Source organism: Nocardioides aquaticus (genome assembly GCF_018459925.1).
Taxonomy (GTDB): domain Bacteria; phylum Actinomycetota; class Actinomycetes; order Propionibacteriales; family Nocardioidaceae; genus Nocardioides; species Nocardioides aquaticus.
On record NZ_CP075371.1, the window covers coordinates 412816 to 435942 of the forward strand.

A 23127-nucleotide genomic window follows, 5' to 3' on the forward strand; every position below is an offset into this window, starting at 1 on the left:
TGCGTGACACACGCCCGCCCTAGGTTGGGCCGGGAGAGGGAGACAGTGATGGATCAGCGTCAGCGCCTGGTGGTCGTCGGCCACGGGATGGTCGGCCACCGGCTCGTCCAGGCCGCCGTCGAGCGGGGCCTCACCGCCACCCACGACGTCGTCGTGCTCGGCGAGGAGACCCGCGCCGCCTACGACCGCGTCGCCCTGACCTCCTACTTCGGCGCCGACGGGCCCGACGCGCTGTCGCTGCTTCCCGGCGGCGTCTACGACGACCCCGCCGTGACGCTGCGGCTGGCCACCACCGTCACCGGGCTCGACCGGCAGGAGCGCACGGTGACCCTCGGCGACGGCGAGGTGCTCGGTTACGACCAGCTCGTGCTGGCCACCGGGGCGGCGCCCTTCGTGCCGCCCGTGCCCGGCCACGACCGCGACGGCTGCTTCGTCTACCGCACCATCGACGACCTCGACGCGATCCGCGAGGCCTCGCTGACCGCGACCGGCGGGGTCGTGGTCGGCGGTGGGCTGCTCGGCCTCGAGGCGGCCAACGCCCTGGTCCAGCTCGGGCTGCGCACCCACGTCGTCGAGATGGCGCCGCGGCTGATGCCGGTCCAGCTCGACGCCGCCGCCGGCAGCACCCTGGTACGCCACGTCGAGCAGCTCGGCGTCACCGTGCACGCCGGGGTGCGCACCGAGGCCGTCGAGGCCGGCCCCGACGGCACCGGCGTGGGTGGGCTGCGGCTGGCGGGCGCCGGCGACGAGCCGGGCCCGCTGGTCGAGGCCGAGGTCGTCGTGTTCTCGGCCGGCATCCGGCCGCGCGACCAGCTGGCCCGCGCCAGTGGCCTCGAGGTGGCCGAGCGCGGCGGCGTCGTGGTCGACGAGCAGTGCCGCACCAGCGACCCCCGGATCTGGGCGGTGGGCGAGTGCGCGGCACCGGGCGGTCGGATGTACGGCCTGGTCGCCCCCGGTTACGCCATGGCCGAGGTCGTCGTGGACGCGCTGCTCGGCGGTGCCGGGCGGTTCCTCGGCGCCGACATGTCGACCAAGCTGAAGCTGCTGGGCGTCGACGTGGCGTCGTTCGGCGACGCGTTCGCCACGACCGAGGGCGCGCTCGAGCTGGTCTTCTCCGACGCGGTCGCCGGGACGTACAAGAAGCTGGTGGTGACCGAGGACGGCACCCGCCTGCTCGGTGGGATCCTGGTCGGGGACGCCGCGGCGTACGGCGTGCTGCGTCCGATGGTGGCCAGCGGCATCGCGCTCCCCGAGAACCCCGAGGACCTGATCCTGCCGGGCCGGGGCGTCCCGGCGACGGGGGTCGGGGCGCTGCCCGAGGAGGCTCAGGTCTGCTCGTGCAACGACGTCAGCAAGGGCGAGATCGTGGGCGCGGTGCGCGACGGCGTGACCGGGCCCGACGGCGAGCCGCACCGGTGCGAGGACGTCGCCGACGTCAAGCGCTGCACCGGCGCAGGCACCACCTGCGGCTCCTGCGTCGGGACCGTCAAGGCGCTCGTCGAGGACCACCTCGCCTCCGTCGGCAAGGAGGTCGACCGCAGCCTGTGCGAGCACTTCGCGCTGTCCCGGCAGGACGTCTTCGACCTCGTGGTCGTGCACGACTACCGCACCTTCGACGCCCTGGTCGAGGCGCACGGATCGGGTCGCGGGTGCGACGTCTGCAAGCCGGTCGTCGCCTCGGTGCTGGCCAGCCGCTTCCACGGCCACGTCCTCGAGGGCGCCACCGGCAGCCTCCAGGACACCAACGACGCGTTCCTGGCCAACATCCAGCGCAACGGGACGTACTCCGTCATGCCCCGGATCGCGGGCGGTGAGGTCACTCCGGAGAAGCTGATCGTGCTCGGCGAGGTGGCGCGCGACTTCGGGCTCTACACCAAGATCACCGGGGGGCAGCGGATCGACCTGTTCGGAGCCCGGGTCGAGCAGCTGCCGGTGATCTGGCGGCGTCTCGTCGACGCCGGATTCGAGTCCGGTCACGCCTACGGCAAGTCGCTGCGAACCGTGAAGTCCTGCGTCGGGTCGACCTGGTGCCGCTACGGCGTGCAGGACTCCACGTCGATGGCGATCGCCCTGGAGCTGCGCTACCGGGGGCTCCGCTCGCCGCACAAGATCAAGGGCGGGGTCAGCGGCTGCGCCCGCGAGTGCGCCGAGGCGCGCTCCAAGGACTTCGGGGTGATCGCGACCGAGAAGGGCTGGAACCTCTACGTCGGCGGCAACGGCGGCGCGACGCCCGTGCACGCACGGCTGCTCGCCGGGGACCTCGACGACGAGACGCTCGTGCGCTACCTGGACCGCTACCTCATGTACTACATCCGCACCGCCGACCGGCTCCAGCGCACCGCACCGTGGGTGGAGTCCCTCGACGGTGGTCTCGACCGGGTCCGGGCCGTGGTGGTCGACGACGAGCTGGGTCTGGGCGCCGAGCTGGAGGCCGACATGGCCGAGCACGTCGACGCCTACTTCGACGAGTGGAAGGCCACCCTGGAGGACCCCGAGAAGCTCGCCCGCTTCGTCTCCTTCGTCAACGCCCCCGACCTGCCGGACCCGAGCATCTCCTTCGACGTCGAGCGCGACCAGGTCCGACCCCGCGACCCTGCGGCCGCGGCGGCGGGGCCGGTCGACCTCGGCGCCACGATCCCGGTGGGCGTCCGGTGACGGGCGGCACGGCCGTGCCGGACGGTTGGGTGCCGGTCTGCCGGATCGAGCAGATCCGTCGGGAGACCGGCGTCGCGGCGTGGGTCCACGGCGAGGCCGTGGCCGTCTTCCGCACCCACGACGACCAGGTGCACGCCCTGGGCAACCACGACCCGCGTACGGGCGCCTCGGTCCTCGCCCGGGGCATCGTCGGAAGCCGCGGGGACGAGCCGTTCGTCGCCTCGCCGCTGCACAAGGAACCGTTCGGGCTGCGCGACGGGGTCTGCCTCGACGACCCGACGGTGCGGACGCCGTCCTTCGAGGCGCGCGTGGTCGACGGGGTCGTCGAGGTCGGCGCCCGGCGGCTCGTGCCCGCGGTGGCGGAGGTGCCGTGACGGACGCCCCGACCGGGTCGACGGCGCCGCTGGCCGGCTACCACGTCGGCGTCACGGCGGCCCGCAAGGTCGAGGAGCAGGTGGCCCTGATCGAGCGTCGTGGGGCGGCGGTGCACTGGGCGCCGGCGCTGTCGCTGGACCCCAACCAGGTCGACGACGCCCAGCTGCGGCCGGCCACCGAGCAGGTGATCGCGGACCCGCCCGACATGGTGCTGGTCACCACCGGCATCGGGATGCGGGCCTGGCTGGCCGCCGCCGCCGAGTGGGGGCTGCGCGAGGACCTCGTCGCCGCGATCAAGCCCGCCGAGATCCTCGCCCGGGGGCCCAAGAGCGTCGGCGCGCTGCGCGGTGCCGGCCTGCGCGAGCTGTGGTCGCCCGAGTCGGAGCTGTTCGAGGACGTGCTCGACCACCTGCGCGGACGCGACCTGGCCGGGCTGCGGATCCTGGTGCAGGAGCACGGGCAGTCGCTGTCGATGGTCGCCCACGCGCTGCGCCGCCAGGGCGCGGAGGTCACCGTGGTCACCGTGTACCGGGTGGCCGGCGCCGAGGACCCCACCCCGATGTTCCAGCTCGTCGACCGCGTCGCCGACGGGGAGCTGGACGCGGTCACCTTCACCTCCGCACCGGCCGTCGCGGCCCTGATGGAGGCCGCCGGCTCGACCGGGCGCCGCGACGAGCTGATCAGCGCCTTCCAGGCCGACGTCCTCGCGGTCTGCGTCGGCCCGGTCACCGCGGCGGCGTTCGAGATGTGGGGCGTGCCGACGGTCTACCCGGAGCGGTCCCGGCTCGCGGCGATGGTCAAGCTGCTGGAGACCGAGCTGCCCTCGCGTCGCGAGGGGTTGCTGCTCGACCTCGAGACCGGCCAGCAGCTGCTGCTCCACGGCGACGCGGTGCTGCTCGACGGCGCCGAGGTCAAGCTCTCCCCGGCGCCGGCCGCGGTCCTCCAGGCGCTGGTGGCCAACCCCGGCAACGTCGTCCCCCGCCGCGCCCTGCTGGCGATGCTGCCCTCCGGGACCGCCGGCTCCGAGCACGCCGTCGAGATGGCGGTGGCCCGACTGCGTGCCACGATCGGCACCCGCAGCGTGCAGACGGTGGTCAAGCGGGGCTACCGGCTGGGCGTCCCCCGCTGAGGGGCGCCGCCCGGCGGCAGGTCAGCCCCGGTCGACCTCGAGCGCCTCGGGCGTGTGCAGCCGGACCAGGAACCGGCGCGCGTGGGCCGGGCGGCGGCTCCGCGTCGCCAGGCTGACCAGCACCATCGTCGCGAACGCCAGCGGCACGCTCCAGGCCGCGGGCTGGCCCAGCAGGGTGGCGGTCCAGTCGGTGGTCACCGGGCCGGGGGAGGTGCCGTCGACCAGGGTCCACGCCACCGCGGCGGCCGAGCCGAGGCCGCCGGTGACCAGGCCGGCCACCGCCCCGGGCGCGGTGAGGCCGGTCCACCAGATCCCCAGCACCAGCAGCGGGCAGAAGGTGGACGCCGCGACCGCGAAGGCCAGCCCGACCGCCCGGGCGACGCCGAGGTCCGGCAGGGCCAGGGCCGTGGCCAGCGGCACCGCGACCGCCGCGACGACGGCCAGCCGGAATGCCGCGGCGTCCGGCAGCCGGAGCCCGCCGACCCGGGCCCGCGCCGTCACGTCCTGGGTCAGGACGCCGGCCACCGCGATGGTCAGGCCCGAGGAGGTCGACAGGAAGGCCGCGTACGCCCCGGCCGTCACCAGCCCCGTCAGCAGCTCGCCCCCGAGCCCCGGCACCATCAGCCGCGGCAGGTCGAGCACCAAGGAGTCCGCCCGCGCCGGTGCCGCGCCGTAGACCCGGCCGAGCGCGGCGTACACCGGCGGCAGGACGTAGAAGGCTCCCAGCAGGCCGAGCACCACGAGCGTCGTACGACGCGCGGCCCGGCCGTCGGGGTTGGTGTAGAAGCGGACGACCACGTGCGGCAGGCCCATCGTGCCCAGGAACGTGGCGACGATCAGCGAGTAGGTCGAGTACAGCCCCTGGCCCCCGCCCTCGGCCAGCGGCAGCGACCAGCTCCCGCCGCCGGCGGCCTCGCCCCCGGCCCCTGGGCTGCCGTCCCCGAACCAGACCACGAGCAGCACGGCCACCGGGACCAGCAGCGCGGTGAGCTTGAGCCAGTACTGCACCGCCTGGACCAGCGTGATGCTGCGCATCCCGCCCGTCCCCACGCTGACCAGCACCACCGCGCCCACCGTCACCGGGCCCACCCACCGGGGGGCGCCGAGGGCGGCGGCCAGGGTGATCCCCGCGCCCTGGAACTGGGGCAGCAGGTAGAGCCAGCCGATCGTCACCACCAGCAGCGAGCACGCGGACCGGGCCCCGCGCGAGCCGAGCCTCGCCTCGGCGAAGTCCGGCAGCGTGTAGGCGCCCGAGCGCCGCAGGGGCGCAGCCACCAGCACCAGCAGGACGAGGTAGCCCGCGGTCCAGCCGATCGGGTACCACGCCATGTCGGCGCCGAAGGTGAGCACCAGGCCGGCCACGCCCAGGAACGAGGCGGCGGAGAGGTACTCGCCGGCGATCGCCGAGGCGTTCATCCCGGGCCCGACCGTCCGGGACGCCACGAGGAAGTCGCTGGTGGTGCGCGAGAGCCGCAGCCCCCAGGTGCCGATGACCAGCGTGGCCACGGCGACCAGGACGACGGCCACGGCGCCGGGCAGGGACTCCAGCCTCACCGCGCCCGCCGGTCGGTGAGCTCGGCGAAGTCCCGCTCGTTGCGCTCGGCCCGGCGCACGTAGCGCCACCCGAGCAGCACCAGCCAGGGGTACACCAGGCCGCCGAGGAGCACCCAGGCCAGCGGCACCCCGGCCACCTCCGCCCCCGCCACGCCGTCCACCAGGAACAGCAGCGGCAGCGAGCCGACGCTGACCGCGAGCAGGAGCAGCACCCGCGCGGCCAGCGCGAGCTGGGCGCGCAGCAGGGAGCCGAGGTAGACCGCCTCGAGGGAGGCCTCCTCCTCGAGGTCGGAGGAGCGGGGCCGGACGGCCGTACGCCGCTCGGGGCCGGTGACCCGGACCCGCGGCGGGACCTCGCTCACGCCCGGCTCATCGGGCGGTCCGTCGCACCAGCAGGTCGCGCAGGGCGCGGGTGTGGCGCCGGCTGACCCCCAGCTCGACAGGGTCGTGGGCGCCGACCAGGACCGTGCAGCGCCCGGCGTCCATCCGGACCTGGGTGACGTGGGCCAGCGACACCAGCAGCGAGCGGTGGACCCGGACGAAGCCGGACGGCCCCCACTCGGCCTCGAGGGTCGAGAGGGGCACCCGCACCAGGTGGGAGCCGGTCGGGGTGAACAGCCGGGCGTAGTCGCCCTGGGCCTCGACGTGGGTCACCTCGGCGCGGTCGACGAACCGCGTCACGCCGCCGAGCTCGACCGGGATCAGGGTGTCGGCGCCGGACGCCGCCGGGCCCTCGGCCTCCCGGGCCTCGGTGCCGCGGCCCTCGACCACGCGGCGCACGGCCTCGGCGAGGCGCTCGGCGCGGACGGGCTTCAGGACGTAGTCGACGGCGTGGAGGTCGAACGCCTCGACCGCGTGCTCCTCGTGCGCGGTCACGAACACCACCGGCGGCGCCGGGACGGCCCGGGCCAGCGCCTCGCCGAGCTCCAGCCCGCTACGCCCGGGCATCTGCACGTCGAGGAAGACGCAGTCGACGTCGTGGGTGGCCAGCACGACCAGCGCCTCGGCGGCGTTGCCGGCCGTCAGCACGTCGGCGACCCGGCCGTCGCGCGAGAGCAGCCACGCCAGCTCGTCGAGGGCGGGCCGCTCGTCGTCGACGACCAGGGCGGTCAGGCCGGTCGGTCCGGCCTGCCCGGCCGGAGCCCCCGCGCCGCTCATGCCTGCACCCCGGGGGCGAACTTCGGAACCCGGAGGACGACCTTCGTGCCGGCACCCGGGGCGGTCTCGACGACGAGACCGTACTCGTCTCCGAAGGCGGCCCGGAGCCGGGCGTCGACGTTGCCGAGCCCCACGGAGTCCAGGCTGGCGTCCCCGGCCAGTGCGCGACGGACCCGCTCGGGGTCCTCGCCCGCGCCGTCGTCCTCGACCTCGATCACGCAGTCCTGCCCCCGGTCGTGGGCCGTGATGGTGATGTGCCCGACCCCGTCGTCGGCGCCGAGCCCGTGCTGCACGGCATTCTCCACCAGCGGCTGCACGCACAGGAAGGGCACCGTGACCGGCAGCACCTCGGGCGCCACGCGCAGGGTGACCCTCAGCCGGTCGCCGAAGCGGGCCTGCTCGAGCAGCAGGTACCGCTCGATCGAGCGCAGCTCCTCGGCCAGGGTGGTGTAGTCGCCGTGGCGGCGGAACGAGTAGCGGGTGAAGTCGGCGAACTCCAGCAGCAGCTCCCGGGCCCGGTCGGGGTCGGTACGCACGAAGCTGGCGATCGCGCCGAGGGAGTTGTAGACGAAGTGCGGGCTGATCTGGGCCCGCAGCGCGCGGACCTCGGCCTCCATCAACCTGTTCCGCGAGGCGTCGAGCTCGGCCAGCGCGAGCTGGCCGGAGACCCACCCGGCCACCTCGTCGGCGGCCCGGGCCAGTCCGGCGGTGCTGCGCGGGGCGTAGGCCTGCAGGGTCCCGACGATGACGTCGTCGACCACCAGCGGGCTGACCACCGCCACCCGGACGGGGCAGCCGCCCTCGTCGCAGGTGACGTCGGCGCCGCTGACGACCCGGGTCTGGCCGCGTTCCACGGCCAGGCGCGCGAGCCGGGCGGAGCGGCCGAGGTGGTGGCGGCCCTCGCCGTCCCAGGCCAGCGGCTGCTCGGTGTCGGTCAGGGCCAGGGCGGGGGTGCCGAGCAGGATCCGCAGGTGCCGGATCGACCGCTCGCTGCTCGCCGTGGTCAGACCCTCCCGCAGTGCGGGCGCGGCCAGCGAGGCCCGGTGCAGGGTCCAGAACGTCGCCCGGTCCGCCTCGGTGCCGAGGTGGGGTCGCCGCCAGCCACGCATGGGGGCATGGTGCCCTACGTCGCCGACTACGCTGGGACGGTGACCGACCACGCCCCGTCCCGCCCCGCGACGGGTCCGGGGACCGCCCCGGCCGGGGACGTCGTGACGGTCGCGCACGGCACCCGTACGCCGGCCGGCAACGAGGTCGCCCTGACCCTCGCGGCGACGCTGGCCGGACGCTCCGGGCGCCGGGTGACCGGGGCGTTCGTGGAGCTCGCGGACCCCCTGGTCACGGATGTGCTGGCCGGGCTCGCGGAGCCGGCGGTCGTCGTGCCGCTGCTGCTCACGACCGGGATGCACGTGCGCCAGGACGTCCCGCGCGCCGGTGCCGGCGCCCGGGTGCCGGTCCGGGTCGGCCGCTCGCTGGGCCCGCACGCCCGGCTGGCCACCGCCCAGGTCGACCGGCTCCGGGAGGCCGGCGCCGAGCCCGGCTGCCCCGTGGTGCTGGTCGCTGCCGGCTCCAGCGACCCGCTCGCCCAGCGCGACCTCGCGCGCGCCGCCGAGCTGCTCGGCCGCGCCTGGGGAGGCCCGGCGCGGTTGGCGGTGATGTCGGGGATCGGGCCCCGCGTGGACGAGGTCGTCCGCCCCGGCGACGCCGTCTCGCCCTACCTCCTGGCCCCGGGCTTCTTCGCCCGGAAGGTCGCCGAGCAGGCCCGGGCCGCCGGCGCGACGGTCGTCGCCGACGTGCTCGGGGCCCACCCCGAGGTCGTCGCCCTGGTGGGTCAGCGTGCGGGCGCGCTCGAGGCGGCCCGTCGCTGGCCGGCGCCGGAGAGTCAGCGGAAGTCGATGAGCAGCGTGCCGGTGTCGTCGTCGGTCGGCGGGTCCACCGCGTCCTGACCGGGTCCCGCCTGCTCCGCGGGCGCGTCGTCCGCCGGGTCCTTCGCGCCGGTCGCCAGGTCGGCACCGCGGCGGGGTACGACCGCCGCGCGGAAGCAGCGCGCGCTCCAGGGCAGCTGGAGGCCCTCCCACCCGCGGCCGAAGCCGTCGTAGAGGGCGAGCGCCTCGGCCAGGACCCGCTCGCGCTCCTCCTCGTCCTGCACCCGCACGTGCGACCGGGACAGCACCATGTCGCGCAACCGGTCGCGGTCGAGGGTCTGCCAGGACCCGAACGACGTCTCGTCGACGAAGCCGAACAGCCCCGAGGTGCTCAGCAGCGTCGTCCAGTCGCGCGGCTCGCCGGTGCCGCCGAGGATCCGGCCCAGCCGGCGGACCCACGGGATCCGTTCGTCCCGCTCGTTCCACACCATCGCGACGTGCCCGCCGGGCCGCAGCACGCGCACGATCTCGGGCAGCGCCCGGTCGAGGTCGAACCAGTGGAAGCACTGCGCGCCGACCACCACGTCGACCGAGCGGTCGGGCACGGGCAGCTCCTCCGCGGCGGCCTCGCTGACCCGCACGTCGGGCAGGCGCAGCGACAGCCGCGACAGCATGTCCTGGTCGGGGTCGGTGGCGTGGACGTCGTGACCCAGCGCGACCAGCTCGGCGGTGAGCTTGCCGGTGCCCGCGCCGAGCTCGAGGACCGACAGCGGCCGGGTGCCGGTCAGCCAGGTCGCGGCCTCCCGGGGGTAGCCGGGGCGGCCCCGGTCGTAGGCGTCGGCCACCGCGCCGAAGGCCTGTGCGGGTCGTCCCGGCGCGGGGACGGCCTCCGGCTGCTGCTGCTCGTCGTTCATCCCGGCGAGGCTACCGCCGTGGCCGTCTCCTAGGCTCGACCGCTGTGCCAGTCCCGCCCGCAGCGCCCGCCGCCGACCCTCTCGCCTGGCTGGCCTCCGCCGAGGGCGTGCCGAGCGCCTTCGCCTCCGCCCGGGACGGCATCGACGTCATGCTCCGCGACCGTGGCCTGCGCCGGACCAGCCCGGAGACCACCGCCGAGTCGCTGCTGCGCGGTGCGCACGCGAGCGCCGTGCTCGCCGGGTCCGGCTCCACCCTGGCCGAGGTCCGCGACGGCGAGGGCGACGCCGCCGCCGGCGACGCGGTCCGGGTGGCCACCGAGCTGCTCGGACTCGCCCCCACCCTGCGTACGGCGCCCCTGCAGGCGCTGGCCCGTCTCCACACGCTGGCCGCGACCGCCTCGCAGCCCGCCGACCGGCGCGGTCGCCCCCGTGACGGCGACGGCGCGCGCCGGCTGCGCGGGGTGGCCGACCTGCTGACCACGCCGACGTCGGCCCCGGCGCTGCTCGTGGCCGCCGTGGTGCACGCCGAGCTGGCCACCGCGGCCTGCTTCGGCAGCCACGACGGCCTGGTGGCCCGCGCCGTCGAGCGGCTGGTCGCCGTGGCCCGCGGGGTGGACGAGAAGTCGCTGGTGGTCCCGGAGGCCGGTCACCTGGCCCTGCGCGCGGAGTACGAGTCGAACCTGCGCGGGTACGCCGAGGGCGGCCGCGCCGGCGTGCACGCCTGGGCGCTGTACGCCGCGGAGGCCTGGGTGGCCGGGGCCGAGGCGAGCCCGCTGCGTCGCGAGGCGCTGTAGCCCCGGAAGCCGGCCCGGGTCGGGCACGGGCGGGTCCGGACGTAGTGGTGGCACCCGGGCAGGGCCCGGATGCCACCGATGCACATGAACCTAGGGCTACCAGGCGTGCAGTTGTCTGCTGCCGCGGTCTTGCCGGGGTCAGCGCCCTGTCGGAAGGGTGGTTCGCCGCGTGGGTACCCGGTCATGTGCCGTCTGTGGAGTTGTGTCCTCAGTTGTACGCCGATGTGACCTGGGACACAAGGGCGGCGGGCCGCCGGGCGGGGGGATCGGAGGTCACGACACCTGGCGACGACGGGCCCCGGCCCACACGACGCCGCCCACCGCGACCGCGCCGCCCACGGCGAGCGCCGCCAGCGTCGGCCGGGTCGAGGGCAGGTGCAGCCGGGAGCGCAGGGTGACCGGCCGGCTGAAGTTCAGCACCGGCCAGCCCCGGGCCGCCGCCGTCCGGCGCAGGTCCCGGTCGGGGTTGACCGCGTGCGGGTGGCCCACCGCCTCGAGCATGGGGACGTCGGTGACCGAGTCGCTGTAGCCGAAGCTCCGGTCGAGGTCGTAGCCGTGCTCGACGGCCAGCGCGGTGATCGCGCGGGCCTTCTCCTCGGCGTAGGCGTAGTACGAGATCTCCCCGGTGTAGCGGCCCTCGACGACCTCCAACCGGGTGGCCACGACGTGGTCGGCGCCGAGCATGGCGCCGATCGGCTCGACCACCTCGGAGCCCGAGGTCGACACGATGACGACGTCCCGCCCGGCCCGGTGGTGCTCCTCGATCAGCGAGACGGCCTCGTCGTAGACGAGGGGGTCGACCACGTGGTGCAGGGTCTCGGCGACGATCTCGCGCACCGTCGCGACGTCCCAGCCGGCGCACAGCTGCGACATGAAGGCGCGCATCTTCTCCATCTGGTCGTGGTCGGCACCGCCCACGAGGTAGACGAACTGCGAGTACGCCGAGCGCAGCACCGCGCGCCGCGAGATGAGCCCACCGGCCTGGAAGGGCTTGGAGAAGGCCAGGGTGCTCGACTTGGCGATGATCGTCTTGTCGAGGTCGAAGAAGGCCGCGGTGGGCGCGGGCGGGGTGGTCGGCGCCGGCGGGGGCGTCGGGTCGGCCATGGGGGCATCGTAGGCCGGTGACGCTGCCGGCGGGGTGGGTGCGCTGCGTCGCGGGGCCGGCGGACCGGCCACCGGTCGTCCACAGCCGTCGCCGTACGCGCCGCGTCCACAGGTCGCCGCCCGGGCCGTGCGGCCGCACGCGGACCGGGGAAGCCTCGGGTCATGGACGCCGACGACCACGACCCCTCCCGCCCGCCCGTGCTGGTGCTGACCCGCGACGCGGGGCTGCGCGAGCACCTGCTGCGCCTGGCCGCCGCCGCGGGGTCGGCGGTGGCGGCCCCGGCGGAGCCGGGCGCCGCCCTGCGCGGGTGGGCGGGCGCCGGGCTGGTGCTGGTCGGCACCGACGCGGCGCCCGAGCTGGTGTCGTTGAGCCCGGCACGGCGCGCGGCCGTGCACCTGGTCACCTGGCCGCCGGTGCCGGACGACGCCTACCGCGACGCCCTCGCCCTCGGGGCCGAGGACGTCCTCGACCTGCCGCGCTGCGACGCCTGGGTCGGCGACCTGGTCGCCGACGCGGCCGAGCCGCCCGGCGGCGCCGACCCCCCGACCGGGCACGGCGCGGCGGGCGCGCCCGGTCGGGCCGGGGTGGGTGCCGCGGACGGCCCCGGCGTGGTCGTCGGGGTGGTGGGCGGCAGCGGTGGTGCGGGGGTGACGACGCTGGTGGCCGCGCTCGGCCAGGTCGGCTCGGGCCGGGGCCGCACGCTGCTGGTCGACCTCGACCCGCACGGCCCCGGCCTGGACCGGGTGGTCGGCCTGGACGACCGGCCCGGGGTCGGCTGGGACGACCTGGACCGGAGCGCGGGTCGGCTCGGGGCCCGCGCCCTGCGGGAGGCGGTACCCCGGCAGGGCGACCTCGGGGTGCTCACCTGGCGGGACGGAGCCCGTACGGACGTGCCGCCGCCCGGCGCCGTCGGCGCCGTCCTCGACGCCGCCCGGCGGGGCCACCGGCTGGTCGTGGTCGACCTCGCCCGGCAGGTCGCGACGGGGGGTGACGTGCTGGCGCGCCTGGACCGGTTGCTGGTGGTGGCCCGACCGGGCCTGGCGCCCGCCGCCTCGGCGGTCCGGCTGGTCGACGCCCTCAGCGGTCGGGCTGCGCCGCTGCTGGTGGTCCGGGGGGACCCCGTGGCCGCCGGGCGGTTGGAACGGGCCACCGGGGTGCCGCTGCTGCTGAGCATGTCCGACCAGCGGGGCCTGGCCGAGTCCGTCGACCTGGGCCTGGGACCGGTGCGGCACCGCCGCGGCGCGCTGGGTCGGGCCGCCGCGGAGGTGCTGGCGCTGCTGGCCGTCCGTGGGCCGTCCGGGCTGGTGGCGTGAGCCCCCCGGCCGCCGGGGTGGCCGGGCTCGTCGGGGTCGCCTCCGGGGGTGCGTCGTGGGCGGCGGAGGTCGAGCGGGTGCGCGACCTGCTGGCCGGGGAGCCCGGGGAGCTGACCCCCCACCGCGTCGCGGCGGCCCTCCGGGCGACCGGCGGCCCGGTCGGCGACGCCACGGTGCTCGCGGTGTTCGAGGACCTCCGTCGCGACGTCGTCGGGGCGGGCCCCCTGGAGCCGCTGCTGCGCCTCGACGGCGTCACCGACGTCCTGGTCAACGGGTGCGAGCCGGTCCGGGTGGACCGTGGCCGGGGCCTGGAGACGACCGACGTGGTGCTGCCCGACGAGGCGGCCGTCCGGCGCCTGGCGCAGCGCCTGGCCGCCCTCGGGGGCCGCCGTCTCGACGACGCCACGCCGTACGTCGACGTCCGGCTGCCCGACGGCACCCGCTGCCACGCGGTGCTGGCACCGCTGGCGCGGCCCGGCTCGGCGATCTCGTTGCGGCTGCCGCGGCGCGAGGCGCCGGACCTGGCCGGACTGGTGGCGCTGGGGATGATGGACGCCGAGGTGGCCTCGCTGCTGCGCGACGTGGTGGCGCGGCGCCTGGCCTTCCTGGTCACCGGGGGGACCGGCACGGGCAAGACCACGCTGCTCGCGGCGATGCTGGGCGAGGTGGACCCGGCCGAGCGGCTCGTGGTGGTGGAGGACTCCTCGGAGCTGCGGCCCCGCCACCCGCACGTCGTCGGTCTCGAGGCCCGGCTGGCCAACGCCGAGGGGGCCGGTGCGGTCGACCTGCGCACCCTGGTGCGGCAGTCGCTGCGGATGCGACCCGACCGGGTCGTGGTCGGCGAGGTGCGGGGCGGTGAGGTGGTGGAGCTGATGGCGGCGCTGAACACCGGCCACGAGGGCGGCTGCGGGACCCTGCACGCCAACACGGCGACCTCGGTGCCGGCCCGGGTGGAGGCCCTCGCCCTCGCGGCCGGGCTGGGACGGGAGGCCGCGCACAGCCAGCTGGCCTCCGCGCTCGACGTGGTGGTCCACCTCTCTCGGGGCGGCGACGGTCGGCGGCGGGTGGCCGAGATGGCGCTGGTGGGTCGGGACGCCACCGGGATGGTGGAGTGCCGGTGCGCCCTGCGGGTCGGGCCCGACGGCGTGCTCGCGCGCGGCGTGGCGGCCCGCGAGCTGCTCGACCTGCTCGACGGCGTGCCGGCCGGGGCGTGAGCACCACCGCGCCGCTGGTGGCGGCCGTGCTGCTCGCGGCCGCTGCGGTGGCGGTGCTGGTGCTGGTGCCGGGCCCGGCGGGCGGTGTCGCGGCACCTCGTGACCGGTCGGACACGGGTGTGCGGTCCGGCCGGCCGGCGGCCGTCGCTGCGGTGGCGGTCGCCACGGCCGGGGCCGGGGCGGTCGGGTCGGGCGCCCTGGCGCCACGTCGTCTGGCGCTCCTGCTGGTCCTGCTCGGGGTGGCGCTGGCCGCGGCACGCCTGGCGGCGGGCCGGCGGCGACGTCGGGAGGCGGCGGCGACGCGGGGGCGGGTCCTGGAGGCGTGCGAGGAGCTGCGGGCCGAGCTCGTCGCGGGGCGCACCACCGGTCACGCCCTGGCCCGCGCCGCCGCCGAGTGGGCGCCGCTCGGGCCGGTGGCCGAGACCGACCGGCTCGGCGGGGACGTGCCCGCCGCGCTGAGGGCCGCCGCGCGGCGACCTGGTGCCGAGGACCTCGTGCCGGTGGCCGCGGCCTGGCACGTCGCCCACCGCACCGGCTCCGGTCTGGCCGACGCCCTCGGCCGGGTGGCCGAGGACCTGGTCGCGCAGCGGTCGCTGCGCCGCGTGGTGGAGGGCGAGCTGGCCTCGGCCCGGGCGACGGCCAGGCTCGTGGCCGGTCTGCCGCTGCTCTCCCTGCTGATGGGGACCGGGGCCGGGGGCGACCCCTGGGGCTTCCTGCTCGACTCCCCGGCCGGGTTGGCCTGCCTGGCCCTCGGAGCCGCGCTGGGTGCGCTCGGACTGGCCTGGATCGAGGCCATCGCCGCCGGGGTGGAGCGGACCGGTCCGTGACTGCGACCTCGTTCGGCCCGGGACTGGCCGTCGTCGCCGCGCTGGCGACCTCGCTCGCCGTGCTGCTGCTGTCCCCGGGTGGCCACGCGCCTGGCGTGCCCGGTCGGGAGGAGGCGCCGGGCCGGGCCGGGACCCCTCCCGCCGCCAGGCGCGGCCACGGGGGCGACGGCGACCGGCGGGACGACCGTGGCCCGTTGCTGCGGCACCGGGCGGTCCTGGCGCTGCTGGCCGGCAGCGGCGTCGTCGCCGTCCTGGGCGGTGCCACCGGCGTGGCGCTGGGTGCCGCCGCCGGCGCGGGCTGCTGGTGGGCCGCCGGGCGGGTCGAGCCGGCCGGTGCCCGTGCCCGGCGCGAGGAGGTCCGCCGTCGGGCGCCCCACGTCGTGGCGCTCTTCGCCGCGGCGCTGCGCGCCGGGGCCGCCCCGGCCTCCGCGCTGCTGCTCGTGGCCGACGCCCTGCCCGGCCCGGCGACCGACCCCGTCCGCGCCGTGGCCTCGCGGCTGGCGCTCGGCGCCGACCCCGCCGGCGCGTGGCGCGGGCTCCTGGCCGAGCCAGGGCTCGAGGCGTGGGGACGGGCGATGGCGCGGGCGCACGAGAGCGGCGCGTCGGTCGTCGACGTCGTGGAGCGTCTCGCCGACGACCTGGCCGACACGGCCCGGGTCGAGGTCGAGGACCGGGCGCGCACGGTCGGCGTGCGCGCCGCCCTCCCGCTCGGGCTCTGCCTGCTCCCGGCGTTCCTGCTGGTCGGGATCGTGCCCCTCGTCGCCGGGCTGCTCAGCTCGCTGTGGTGACCGGCCCGCCGGTGGTGACGGCCCGCCTGTGGTGACCGGCCCGCCGGCCTCCACGGGCGGCTCCCCGACCACGCCGTCCCCAGGTCGCCGTCGGCCCGTGGCCGTGGGTGGTGGCTGCGCGAGAGGTTCGTCCGACCGGGCCGCGCCGCGGCCCACGAGGCACCAGGGAGACCCGATGGACCGCACCACCGACCCGTCCGACCCGACCGGCCCGACCCTCGACCCGACCCTCGACCCGATCCGCGACCTGGCCCGCGACCCGGGTGGGCGCGCCCGCGACGAGCAGGGCATCACCACCGCCGAGTACGCGGTGGGCACCGCGGCGGGCGCCGGGCTGGCCGGGCTGCTGTACGCCCTGCTGACCGGTGGCTTCGGCGACCGGCTGCTGCGCACCCTGTTCGACCACGTGCTGGGCCTGCTCGGGATCGGGTGACGGTGCCGCGGCGGCCCGAGCGTGGCGCCGTCACGGCCGAGGCCGCCCTGGTCCTGCCGCTCCTCGTGGCGGTGACCGCCGCGCTGTGCTGGCTCCTGGCCGTGGGTGCCGCGCAGGTGCGCACGGTCGACGCCGCGCGCGAGGCGGCGCGGTCCGCGGCCCGGGGCGACGGCCCGGGGGCGGCCCGCGACCTGGCCCTGCGGGTCGCGCCGCCCGGGGCGAGGGTCGACGTCGCCCTCGGCTCCGCGGAGGTGGTCGTCACCGTGACCGGCCGGGTGGAGGGGCCGGGCGGTCTCGTCTCCTGGCTGCCCGGTGCCACGGTGGAGGCGCGGGCGGTCGCCCGGGTCGAACCGGGTGCGGCCGGGTGAGCCCGGGCCGGGCCGGGTCCCGGGGGCGCGGGTCCGAGCGGGGCGCTGCCACGGCGTACGCCGCCGTCGTGGTCGGGGTGGTGCTGCTCCTGGGGTGCGTCCTGGCGGTGGTGGCCGCCGTGGTGGTCGACCTGCGCCGCGCCCAGGCGGCCGCCGACCTCGCGGCCCTGGCCGGGGCGGTGGCCGCAGGGACGGGCGAGGACCCGTGCGCGGCGGCCGGCGCGGTCGCGGCGGCCAACGGCGCGACCCTGACGTCCTGCGCCCCGGCCGGGCGCGAGGTGACGCTCGAGGTCCGGGTCGCCGGCCCGCGGTGGCTGGGGCTGGCCGCGGACCCGACGGCGCGGGCACGCGCGGGCCCTGCCGCCGCGCCGGCCCCGTGACGGCCCCGTGACGGGGCCGGACGCGGCGCCGTGCGCAGCGCCGGGCTCAGTCGGGGGTGGCGCCGGCCAGCAGCACGTCGAGCAGCCGGACCGCGCCGTCCTTGTCCAGCGGGTTGTTCTGGTTGCCGCACTTGGGCGACTGCACGCACGACGGGCAGCCCTCGAGGCACTCGCAGTCGGCGATCGCCGCGCGCGTCGCCCCGAGCCAGGCGCGGGCGGAGGCGTACCCCCGCTCGGCGAAGCCGGCCCCGCCCGGGTGGCCGTCGTGGACGAAGACGGTCAGCAGCCCCGTGTCGGGGTGGCGGGCGGTGGAGACGCCGCCGATGTCCCACCGGTCGCAGGTCGCGAAGAGCGGGAGCAGCCCGATCGAGCAGTGCTCGGCGGCGTGGGCCGCGCCCGGAAGGTCGACGGCCGCGAGCCCGGCCGCGGCCAGCACCTCGTCCGGGACGGTCCACCACACCGCGGCGGTGCGCAGCCGGCGCTCCGGCAGGTCCAGCGGCTCCTCGCCGAGGACCTCGCCGCCGGGGACCCGGCGGCGCAGGAAGGCGACGACCTGGTGGGCCACGTCGACCTCGCCCACCGACAGCCGGCACGGGCCCCACCACCGGTGCTCGCGCTCGGTGACGATCGTGATGTCGGTGAGCTCGCGCGCCGAGGTCGAGTAGTCGACCGGCGTGCGGGTCATCGTGGCGACGTGGTCGTCCAGGTCGAGGTCGTCGACGTGCCAGGTCTCCCCGCGGTGGACGTAGACCGCACCGGTGTGGACGTCGCCGTGCGCGCGGCCGCCGTCGACCGTGCCGACGACCCGGCCGGTGCCGGCCTCGACCAGGGAGACCGCGGCGCCGCCCGAGGACCGGATGTCGACGAGGTCGCTGGGGCGACGTCGGTCGGTCCAGAACCAGCCCCGCGGCCGGCGACGCAGCAGGCCGGCGTCGACCAGGCGGACCAGCACGTCGGCGGTCGCCGGCCCGAACAGCGGGAGGTCCTCGGTGGTCAGCGGCAGCTCGGCGGCCGCCGCGCACAGGTGCGGGCCCAGCACGTGCGGGTTGTCGGGGTCGAAGACCGACGCCTCGACGGGACGACCCAGCAGGGCCTCGGGGTGGTGGACCAGGTAGGTGTCCAGCGGGTCGTCGCGGGCTACCAGCACCCCGAGCGAGCCCTGCCCGCCGCGCCCGGCGCGGCCCAGCTGCTGCCAGAGCGCCGCGCGGGTGCCGGGGAACCCGGCCATCAGCACCGCGTCCAGGCCGCTCACGTCGATGCCGAGCTCGAGGGCGTTGGTCGCCGCCAGCCCGCGGAGGTCGCCACGGCGCAGCGCCTGCTCGATCTCGCGCCGCTCCTCGGGCAGGTAGCCCCCGCGGTAGGCCGCCACCGTGCGCGACAGCGAGGGGTCGACCTCGGCGAGCAGGCCCGCCGTGGTCATCGCGACGTGCTCGACACCGCGCCGGGAGCGCACGAACGCCAGCGTGCGCACGTCGTCCAGGACGAGGTCGGTCAGCAGGTCGGCGACCTCGGAGGAGGCGGCCCGGCGTACGGGGGCGCCGTTCTCGCCGCCGCCCGGGGTCAGCGGCGGCTCCCACAGCGCCAGCGACACCTCGCCGCGCGGCGAGGCGTCGTCGGTGACGGCCGTGACCGGGAGCCCGGTCAGCCGGCGCGCCGCCACCTCGGGCTCGGCGACCGTGGCCGAGGCCAGCACGAACGTGGGGGAGGCGCCGTAGCGGGCGCAGATGCGGCGCAGCCGCCGGAGCACCTGGGCCACGTGGGCCCCGAAGACGCCGCGGTAGTGGTGGCACTCGTCGACCACGACGTAGCGCAGGGCCCCGAGGAAGCGCGCCCACCGCTCGTGCCCGGGCAGCAGCGAGCGGTGCAGCATGTCGGGGTTCGTCAGGACGTACTCGGCGTGGTCGCGCGCCCAGTCGCGCTGCTCCTGGGGGCTGTCGCCGTCGTGCGTGGTCACCCGGACGCCGAGGGCCAGGAAGTCCAGGGCGGCGAGCTGGTCCTGGGCCAGGGCCTTGGTGGGGGCGAGGTAGAGCACGGTGGCGCCGCGCTGCAGCCGCGGGCCGCGGGCGGCGAGCACGTCGGAGAGCGCCGGCAGCTGGTAGGCCAGCGACTTGCCCGAGGCCGTCCCGGTCGAGAGCACCACGTGGCCGCCCTGGTGGGCGGTCTCGGCCGCGGCCACCTGGTGCGCCCAGGGCGTGGCCACGCCGCGGGCCGCGAAGGCCGTCACGACCTCCGCCGGCGCCCAGGCCGGCCACGGTGCGTGACGCGCGGCGCGGGGGGCCAGCGTCTCCAGGTGGGTCAGCCGGTCGGCGCGACCCGGGAGCGCCACCAGCCGGTCCAGGGCCGCGCGACCGCGCGGCGGGGCCACGGTCACGGCGGGCTGGGGCGGGGGCACGGACACCCCGCCAGTGTGCCAACCGGCGCCGACACGGGCCGACAACGCACCGCGGCGGGTGCGGCGAGGCCCGGCGAGCCGTGGTTTCATAAGGCTGCCGCGACCCGTGGCACCGCCGTCCCGGCGGGATCGACCGGAGGAGGCGCCGTGGACCTCAGCCTCGAGACGCGCGAGGTCGGCAACCGCACCGTCGTCGCGGTCGGCGGCGAGATCGACGTCTACACCGCGCCGAAGCTGCGCGACACCATCTCCGACCTGGTCGCCTCCGGGCACTACCACCTGGTCGTGGACATGCGGGGTGTCGAGTTCCTCGACTCCACGGGGCTGGGCGTGCTGGTCGGCGGGCTGAAGAAGGTCCGCGCCCACGACGGCTCGCTAGAGCTGGTCTGCCACCAGGACCGGCTGCTGAAGATCTTCCGGATCACCGGCCTGGCGAAGGTGTTCGTCATCCACGACGACGCCGACCAGGCCCTCTCCGCCGGCTGAGCCACCTCCGCCCGCCGTCCCCGGACGGCCGATCCGCCGCGCCGCAGGCCGCGCGGCCGATGACGCGCGCCCCGGACCGTGCGTACACTCCCGCTTGACGTGACCTGGGTCACACGACCGGGTCCTCATGCTCGTGAGCAGGAGGAAGCATGCGCGCTGTCCACCCCGCCGTCGTGGAGGTCTCCGGCGGCAACCTCGTCTGGGTCCTGCTGGTCCTGCTGATCTCCTGCGGCGCGCTCGCGATGGCGTGGATGTTCCGCCAGGAGGTGCTGCGGGCGCCCGAGGGCACCGAGAACATGCGCGCCATCGCCCAGGCGGTCCAGGAGGGCGCCAACGCCTACCTGCAGCGACAGTTCCGCACCCTGGCGGTCTTCGCCGCGATCGCGTTCGTGCTGCTGCTCTTCCTGCCCGCCGACGACACGGTCGTGCGGATCTTCCGCTCGGTGTTCTTCCTGGTCGGCGCCGGGTTCTCCGCCGCCATCGGCTACCTGGGCATGTCCCTGGCGGTGCGCGCCAACCTGCGGGTCGCGGCCGCGGCCCAGGACGAGGGCCGCGACCCGGCCATGCACATCGGCTTCCGCACCGGCGCCTTCGTCGGCATGGGCACCGTCGGCCTCGGCCTGCTCGGCGCCTCGCTGGTCGTGCTGCTCTTCCAGGACTCGGCGCCCGACGTGCTCGAGGGCTTCGGCTTCGGCGCGGCCCTGCTGGCGATGTTCATGCGGGTGGGCGGCGGCATCTTCACCAAGGCCGCCGACGTCGGCGCCGACCTCGTCGGCAAGGTCGAGAACAACATCCCCGAGGACGACCCCCGCAACGCCGCGACCATCGCCGACAACGTGGGCGACAACGTGGGCGACTGCGCCGGCATGGCCGCCGACCTCTTCGAGTCCTACGCCGTCACGCTGGTCGCCGCCCTGATCCTCGGCTCGCAGGCCTTCGGCAACGCCGGCCTGGTCTACCCCCTGCTGATCCCCGGGATCGGCGCGCTCACCGCGGTCGCCGGGGTGTACCTGTGCAAGCCGCGCGCCGGCGAGAACGGCCTGACCACCATCAACCGGGCCTTCTACCTCTCCGCGGGGATCGCCGCGATCGCCTCCGTGGCGCTGTCCTTCCTCTACCTGCCGACCACGTTCGCCGAGCTCGATGGTGCCGAGACCAGCCCCCTGGACCTGCTCGCCGGGTTCAGCGCGCCGACCGGCAACCCGGCCCTGATCGCCTCGGTCGCGGTGCTGATCGGGATCGTGCTGGCCGCGGTGATCCTGGCGCTGACCGGCTACTTCACCGGCACCGACTTCAAGCCCGTCAAGGACGTCGGGCGCACCTCCATCACCGGCCCGGCGACCGTCATCCTCTCCGGGCTCTCGGTCGGCTTCGAGTCGGCGGTCTACACCACGCTGGTGATCGGGGCGGCCGTGTACGGCGCGTTCCTGCTGGGCGGCGGCTCGCTGTCGATCGCGCTCTTCGCCGTCGCCCTGGCCGGCTGCGGCCTGCTGACCACGGTCGGGGTGATCGTGGCGATGGACACCTTCGGCCCGGTCTCCGACAACGCCCAGGGCATCGCCGAGATGTCCGGCGACGTCAGCCCCGAGGGCGCCCAGATCCTCACCGAGCTGGACGCCGTCGGCAACACCACCAAGGCGATCACCAAGGGCATCGCCATCGCCACCGCGGTGCTGGCGGCCTCGGCGCTCTTCGGCTCCTACATCGGCACCGTGCTGGAGTCGCTGGCCGACATCGTCCCGGCCGAGGACGACGTGCTCACCTTCTTCGTCTTCAGCCCCGACGTGCTGGTCGGGATGCTGCTCGGCGTCTCGGTCGTCTTCCTCTTCTCCGGCCTGGCCATCAACGCCGTCGGCCGGGCCGCCGGCGCCGTGGTGATGGAGGTGCGCCGGCAGTTCCGCGAGATCCCCGGGATCATGGAGGGCACCGGTCGCCCGGAGTACGGCCGCGTGGTCGACATCGTCACCCGCGACTCGCTGCGCGAGCTGGCCACGCCCGGCATCCTGGCCATCCTCGCCCCGATCGCGGTCGGTTTCGGCCTGGGGGTCGGGCCGCTCGCCGGCTTCCTGGCCGGCGCGATCGCCTCCGGCACCCTGATGGCGGTCTTCCTGGCCAACGCGGGCGGGGCCTGGGACAACGCCAAGAAGCTGGTCGAGGACGGCCACCACGGCGGCAAGGGCTCGCCGGCGCACGAGGCCACGATCATCGGTGACACCGTGGGCGACCCGTTCAAGGACACCGCCGGCCCGGCGATCAACCCGCTGCTCAAGGTGATGAACCTGGTCTCCCTGCTGATCGTGGGCGCGGTGGTCTCCCTGACCCTCGGCGAGGACGCCAACCGTGGCGCCTCGATCGCGATCGGGGTGCTCGCCGCCGCGGGGATCGTGGTGGCCGTCGTGCTCTCCAAGCGCCGCTCGACGGTGATCGGCGACGACGACGCGGGTCCCACCACCCCGCCGCCCCCGCCGCCGGCGGCCAGCTCGGGCGACCCGTCGCCCACCCAGCCGCTCAGCACGCCGTAGCCGTCCCGGGGCCGCCCCGGCACGGTGGCATGCTCGGGGTGTGAGCGGGCTGGAGCGGATCGCGGTCGTCTCCGACGTGCACGGCAACCTGGGCGCCTTCGAGGCCGTGCTGGCCGACGTCGGGGCCCGCGGGATCAGCCGGGTGCTCAACCTCGGCGACCACGTCGGCAAGGGCCCGCGCGGGCGGGAGGTCGTCGACCTGGCCCGGGAGCGGTGCGAGGTCAACGTCCTGGGCAACTGGGACGACTTCCTGCCCGACCCCGACCGGACCTACGACGACGAGGCACTGGCCTGGTGGCGGGCCCAGCTCGCACCGGGGCAGGGGGAGTGGCTGCGGGCGCAGCCGTTCTGCCACGACCTGCTGCTGAGCGGACGGCGGGTCCGGCTGATGCACGCCTCGGCGCGCAGCGTCCACCGCCGGGTCCGCTACGACCACGACGGCGCGGAGTTCCTCGGCCAGTTCGCCGCCACCGACGCGACGCGGGCGGCGCTCGGCGAGGTCCCCGACCCCGACGTCGTCGTCTACGGCGACAGCCACGACCCGTTCTACGAGACCCAGTTCGGCCGGACCCTGGTCAACGCCGGCAGCGTCGGCAACTGCGTCTACGACCCCACCCCGGTCTACGTCGTGCTCGAGGGCGTCGTCGACGCCGGGGACCCGGCGCCGTTCGGGGTCTCCTTCGTCCGGGTGCCCTACGACGTCGAGGCCGAGCTGGCCCACGCCCGCGCGGTGGGGATGCCGGCGTACGACGGGTGGGCCGCCGAGCTGCGCCACGGCGTCTACCGCGGGGTCGCCCAGGCCTGGCGGGACGGGACCTGGTCCACCGACGACTACCACCACCGCTGACCCTGGCG

The 23127-nt window shown here is 76.5% G+C and carries 22 protein-coding genes; 15 read left to right on the forward strand and 7 right to left on the reverse strand.

What is annotated here, in order from left to right:
- The first annotated feature begins 48 nt into the window (after positions 1–48).
- The 3 genes from nirB to ENKNEFLB_RS02025 are packed head-to-tail and all read left to right on the forward strand — an operon-like array spanning position 49 to position 4159.
- Complete coding sequence (gene nirB, locus ENKNEFLB_RS02015; RefSeq protein ID WP_214057669.1) at positions 49–2655, forward strand: nitrite reductase large subunit NirB; 2607 nt, start codon at positions 49–51, stop codon at positions 2653–2655.
- Entirely contained in the window at positions 2652–3029 is a 378-nt protein-coding gene (gene nirD, locus ENKNEFLB_RS02020; RefSeq protein ID WP_246535790.1) for a nitrite reductase small subunit NirD, read from the forward strand. The genes nirB and nirD overlap by 4 nt, the downstream gene beginning before the upstream one ends.
- The gene (locus ENKNEFLB_RS02025; RefSeq protein WP_214057670.1) at positions 3026–4159 is read left to right on the forward strand and encodes a uroporphyrinogen-III synthase; all 1134 of its coding nucleotides are present in this window, start codon (positions 3026–3028) and stop codon (positions 4157–4159) included. The genes nirD and ENKNEFLB_RS02025 overlap by 4 nt, the downstream gene beginning before the upstream one ends.
- Before the next feature lie 21 nt (positions 4160–4180).
- Here the strand turns inward: ENKNEFLB_RS02025 and ENKNEFLB_RS02030 are convergent, their stop codons facing one another.
- The 4 genes from ENKNEFLB_RS02030 to ENKNEFLB_RS02045 are packed head-to-tail and all read right to left on the reverse strand — an operon-like array spanning position 4181 to position 7980.
- A complete protein-coding gene (locus ENKNEFLB_RS02030; RefSeq protein WP_214057671.1) occupies positions 4181–5713 on the reverse strand; it encodes a sodium/solute symporter in 1533 nt (510 codons plus the stop codon).
- On the reverse strand, positions 5710–6075 hold the full coding sequence (locus ENKNEFLB_RS02035) for a hypothetical protein (protein WP_214057672.1): 366 nt from the start codon (positions 6073–6075) through the stop codon (positions 5710–5712). The genes ENKNEFLB_RS02030 and ENKNEFLB_RS02035 overlap by 4 nt, the downstream gene beginning before the upstream one ends.
- A 7-nt stretch (positions 6076–6082) precedes the next feature.
- Positions 6083–6871: a LytR/AlgR family response regulator transcription factor gene (locus tag ENKNEFLB_RS02040; protein WP_214057673.1), complete on the reverse strand. Its 789-nt coding sequence runs from the start codon at positions 6869–6871 to the stop codon at positions 6083–6085.
- Positions 6868–7980 carry a sensor histidine kinase gene (locus ENKNEFLB_RS02045; RefSeq protein WP_214057674.1) on the reverse strand — a complete coding sequence of 371 codons (1113 nt, stop codon included), beginning with the start codon at positions 7978–7980 and terminating at the stop codon, positions 6868–6870. The genes ENKNEFLB_RS02040 and ENKNEFLB_RS02045 overlap by 4 nt, the downstream gene beginning before the upstream one ends.
- 39 nt (positions 7981–8019) lie before the next feature.
- Here ENKNEFLB_RS02045 and ENKNEFLB_RS02050 point away from each other — a divergent pair, with 39 nt between their 5' ends.
- Positions 8020–8817, forward strand: coding sequence for a sirohydrochlorin chelatase (locus ENKNEFLB_RS02050; RefSeq protein ID WP_214057675.1), 798 nt, complete (start codon positions 8020–8022; stop codon positions 8815–8817).
- Here ENKNEFLB_RS02050 and ENKNEFLB_RS02055 read toward each other — a convergent pair.
- Positions 8754–9650, reverse strand: a complete 897-nt coding sequence (locus ENKNEFLB_RS02055; protein ID WP_214057676.1) for a class I SAM-dependent methyltransferase — start codon at positions 9648–9650, stop codon at positions 8754–8756. The two genes, ENKNEFLB_RS02050 and ENKNEFLB_RS02055, sit on opposite strands and share 64 nt — an antisense overlap.
- A gap of 44 nt (positions 9651–9694) precedes the next feature.
- On the opposite strand from ENKNEFLB_RS02055, the gene ENKNEFLB_RS02060 reads away from it, so the two are divergent.
- Entirely contained in the window at positions 9695–10444 is a 750-nt protein-coding gene (locus ENKNEFLB_RS02060) for a Fic family protein (RefSeq protein ID WP_214057677.1), read from the forward strand.
- 273 nt (positions 10445–10717) lie between these two features.
- Here ENKNEFLB_RS02060 and ENKNEFLB_RS02065 read toward each other — a convergent pair whose 3' ends face one another.
- A complete protein-coding gene (locus ENKNEFLB_RS02065) occupies positions 10718–11548 on the reverse strand; it encodes an HAD family hydrolase (RefSeq protein WP_214057678.1) in 831 nt (276 codons plus the stop codon).
- Positions 11549–11710: 162 nt separating this feature from the next.
- Here ENKNEFLB_RS02065 and ssd point away from each other — a divergent pair, with 162 nt between their 5' ends.
- From ssd to ENKNEFLB_RS02100, 7 genes are all read left to right on the forward strand, one after another.
- Complete coding sequence (ssd, locus tag ENKNEFLB_RS02070) at positions 11711–12862, forward strand: septum site-determining protein Ssd (protein ID WP_214057679.1); 1152 nt, start codon at positions 11711–11713, stop codon at positions 12860–12862.
- 17 nt (positions 12863–12879) lie between these two features.
- Complete coding sequence (locus ENKNEFLB_RS02075; protein ID WP_214059274.1) at positions 12880–14076, forward strand: TadA family conjugal transfer-associated ATPase; 1197 nt, start codon at positions 12880–12882, stop codon at positions 14074–14076.
- Positions 14073–14903 (forward strand): type II secretion system F family protein, encoded by an 831-nt coding sequence (locus ENKNEFLB_RS02080; protein WP_214057680.1) that lies wholly within the window; start codon positions 14073–14075, stop codon positions 14901–14903. Before ENKNEFLB_RS02075 ends, ENKNEFLB_RS02080 begins: the two co-directional genes overlap by 4 nt.
- The gene (locus ENKNEFLB_RS02085; RefSeq protein WP_214057681.1) at positions 14900–15691 is read left to right on the forward strand and encodes a type II secretion system F family protein; all 792 of its coding nucleotides are present in this window, start codon (positions 14900–14902) and stop codon (positions 15689–15691) included. The genes ENKNEFLB_RS02080 and ENKNEFLB_RS02085 overlap by 4 nt, the downstream gene beginning before the upstream one ends.
- 175 nt (positions 15692–15866) lie before the next feature.
- Positions 15867–16124 (forward strand): DUF4244 domain-containing protein, encoded by a 258-nt coding sequence (locus ENKNEFLB_RS02090; protein WP_214057682.1) that lies wholly within the window; start codon positions 15867–15869, stop codon positions 16122–16124.
- Complete coding sequence (locus tag ENKNEFLB_RS22835; protein ID WP_214057683.1) at positions 16121–16492, forward strand: TadE family type IV pilus minor pilin; 372 nt, start codon at positions 16121–16123, stop codon at positions 16490–16492. Before ENKNEFLB_RS02090 ends, ENKNEFLB_RS22835 begins: the two co-directional genes overlap by 4 nt.
- Entirely contained in the window at positions 16489–16872 is a 384-nt protein-coding gene (locus ENKNEFLB_RS02100; protein WP_214057684.1) for an Rv3654c family TadE-like protein, read from the forward strand. Before ENKNEFLB_RS22835 ends, ENKNEFLB_RS02100 begins: the two co-directional genes overlap by 4 nt.
- Positions 16873–16918: 46 nt before the next feature.
- On the opposite strand, the gene ENKNEFLB_RS02105 is transcribed toward ENKNEFLB_RS02100, so the two are convergent.
- Complete coding sequence (locus ENKNEFLB_RS02105) at positions 16919–19264, reverse strand: DEAD/DEAH box helicase (RefSeq protein ID WP_420830540.1); 2346 nt, start codon at positions 19262–19264, stop codon at positions 16919–16921.
- A gap of 147 nt (positions 19265–19411) precedes the next feature.
- Between ENKNEFLB_RS02105 and ENKNEFLB_RS02110 the strand changes: the two genes are divergently transcribed.
- The 3 genes from ENKNEFLB_RS02110 (at position 19412) to ENKNEFLB_RS02120 (ending at position 23119) form a co-directional block, all read left to right on the forward strand.
- Positions 19412–19750: an STAS domain-containing protein gene (locus tag ENKNEFLB_RS02110; RefSeq protein ID WP_214057686.1), complete on the forward strand. Its 339-nt coding sequence runs from the start codon at positions 19412–19414 to the stop codon at positions 19748–19750.
- A 149-nt stretch (positions 19751–19899) separates the two neighbouring features.
- Entirely contained in the window at positions 19900–22272 is a 2373-nt protein-coding gene (locus ENKNEFLB_RS02115) for a sodium-translocating pyrophosphatase (RefSeq protein WP_214057687.1), read from the forward strand.
- Positions 22273–22312: 40 nt separating this feature from the next.
- Positions 22313–23119, forward strand: a complete 807-nt coding sequence (locus ENKNEFLB_RS02120) for a metallophosphoesterase family protein (protein WP_246535792.1) — start codon at positions 22313–22315, stop codon at positions 23117–23119.
- Positions 23120–23127 lie beyond the last annotated feature (8 nt).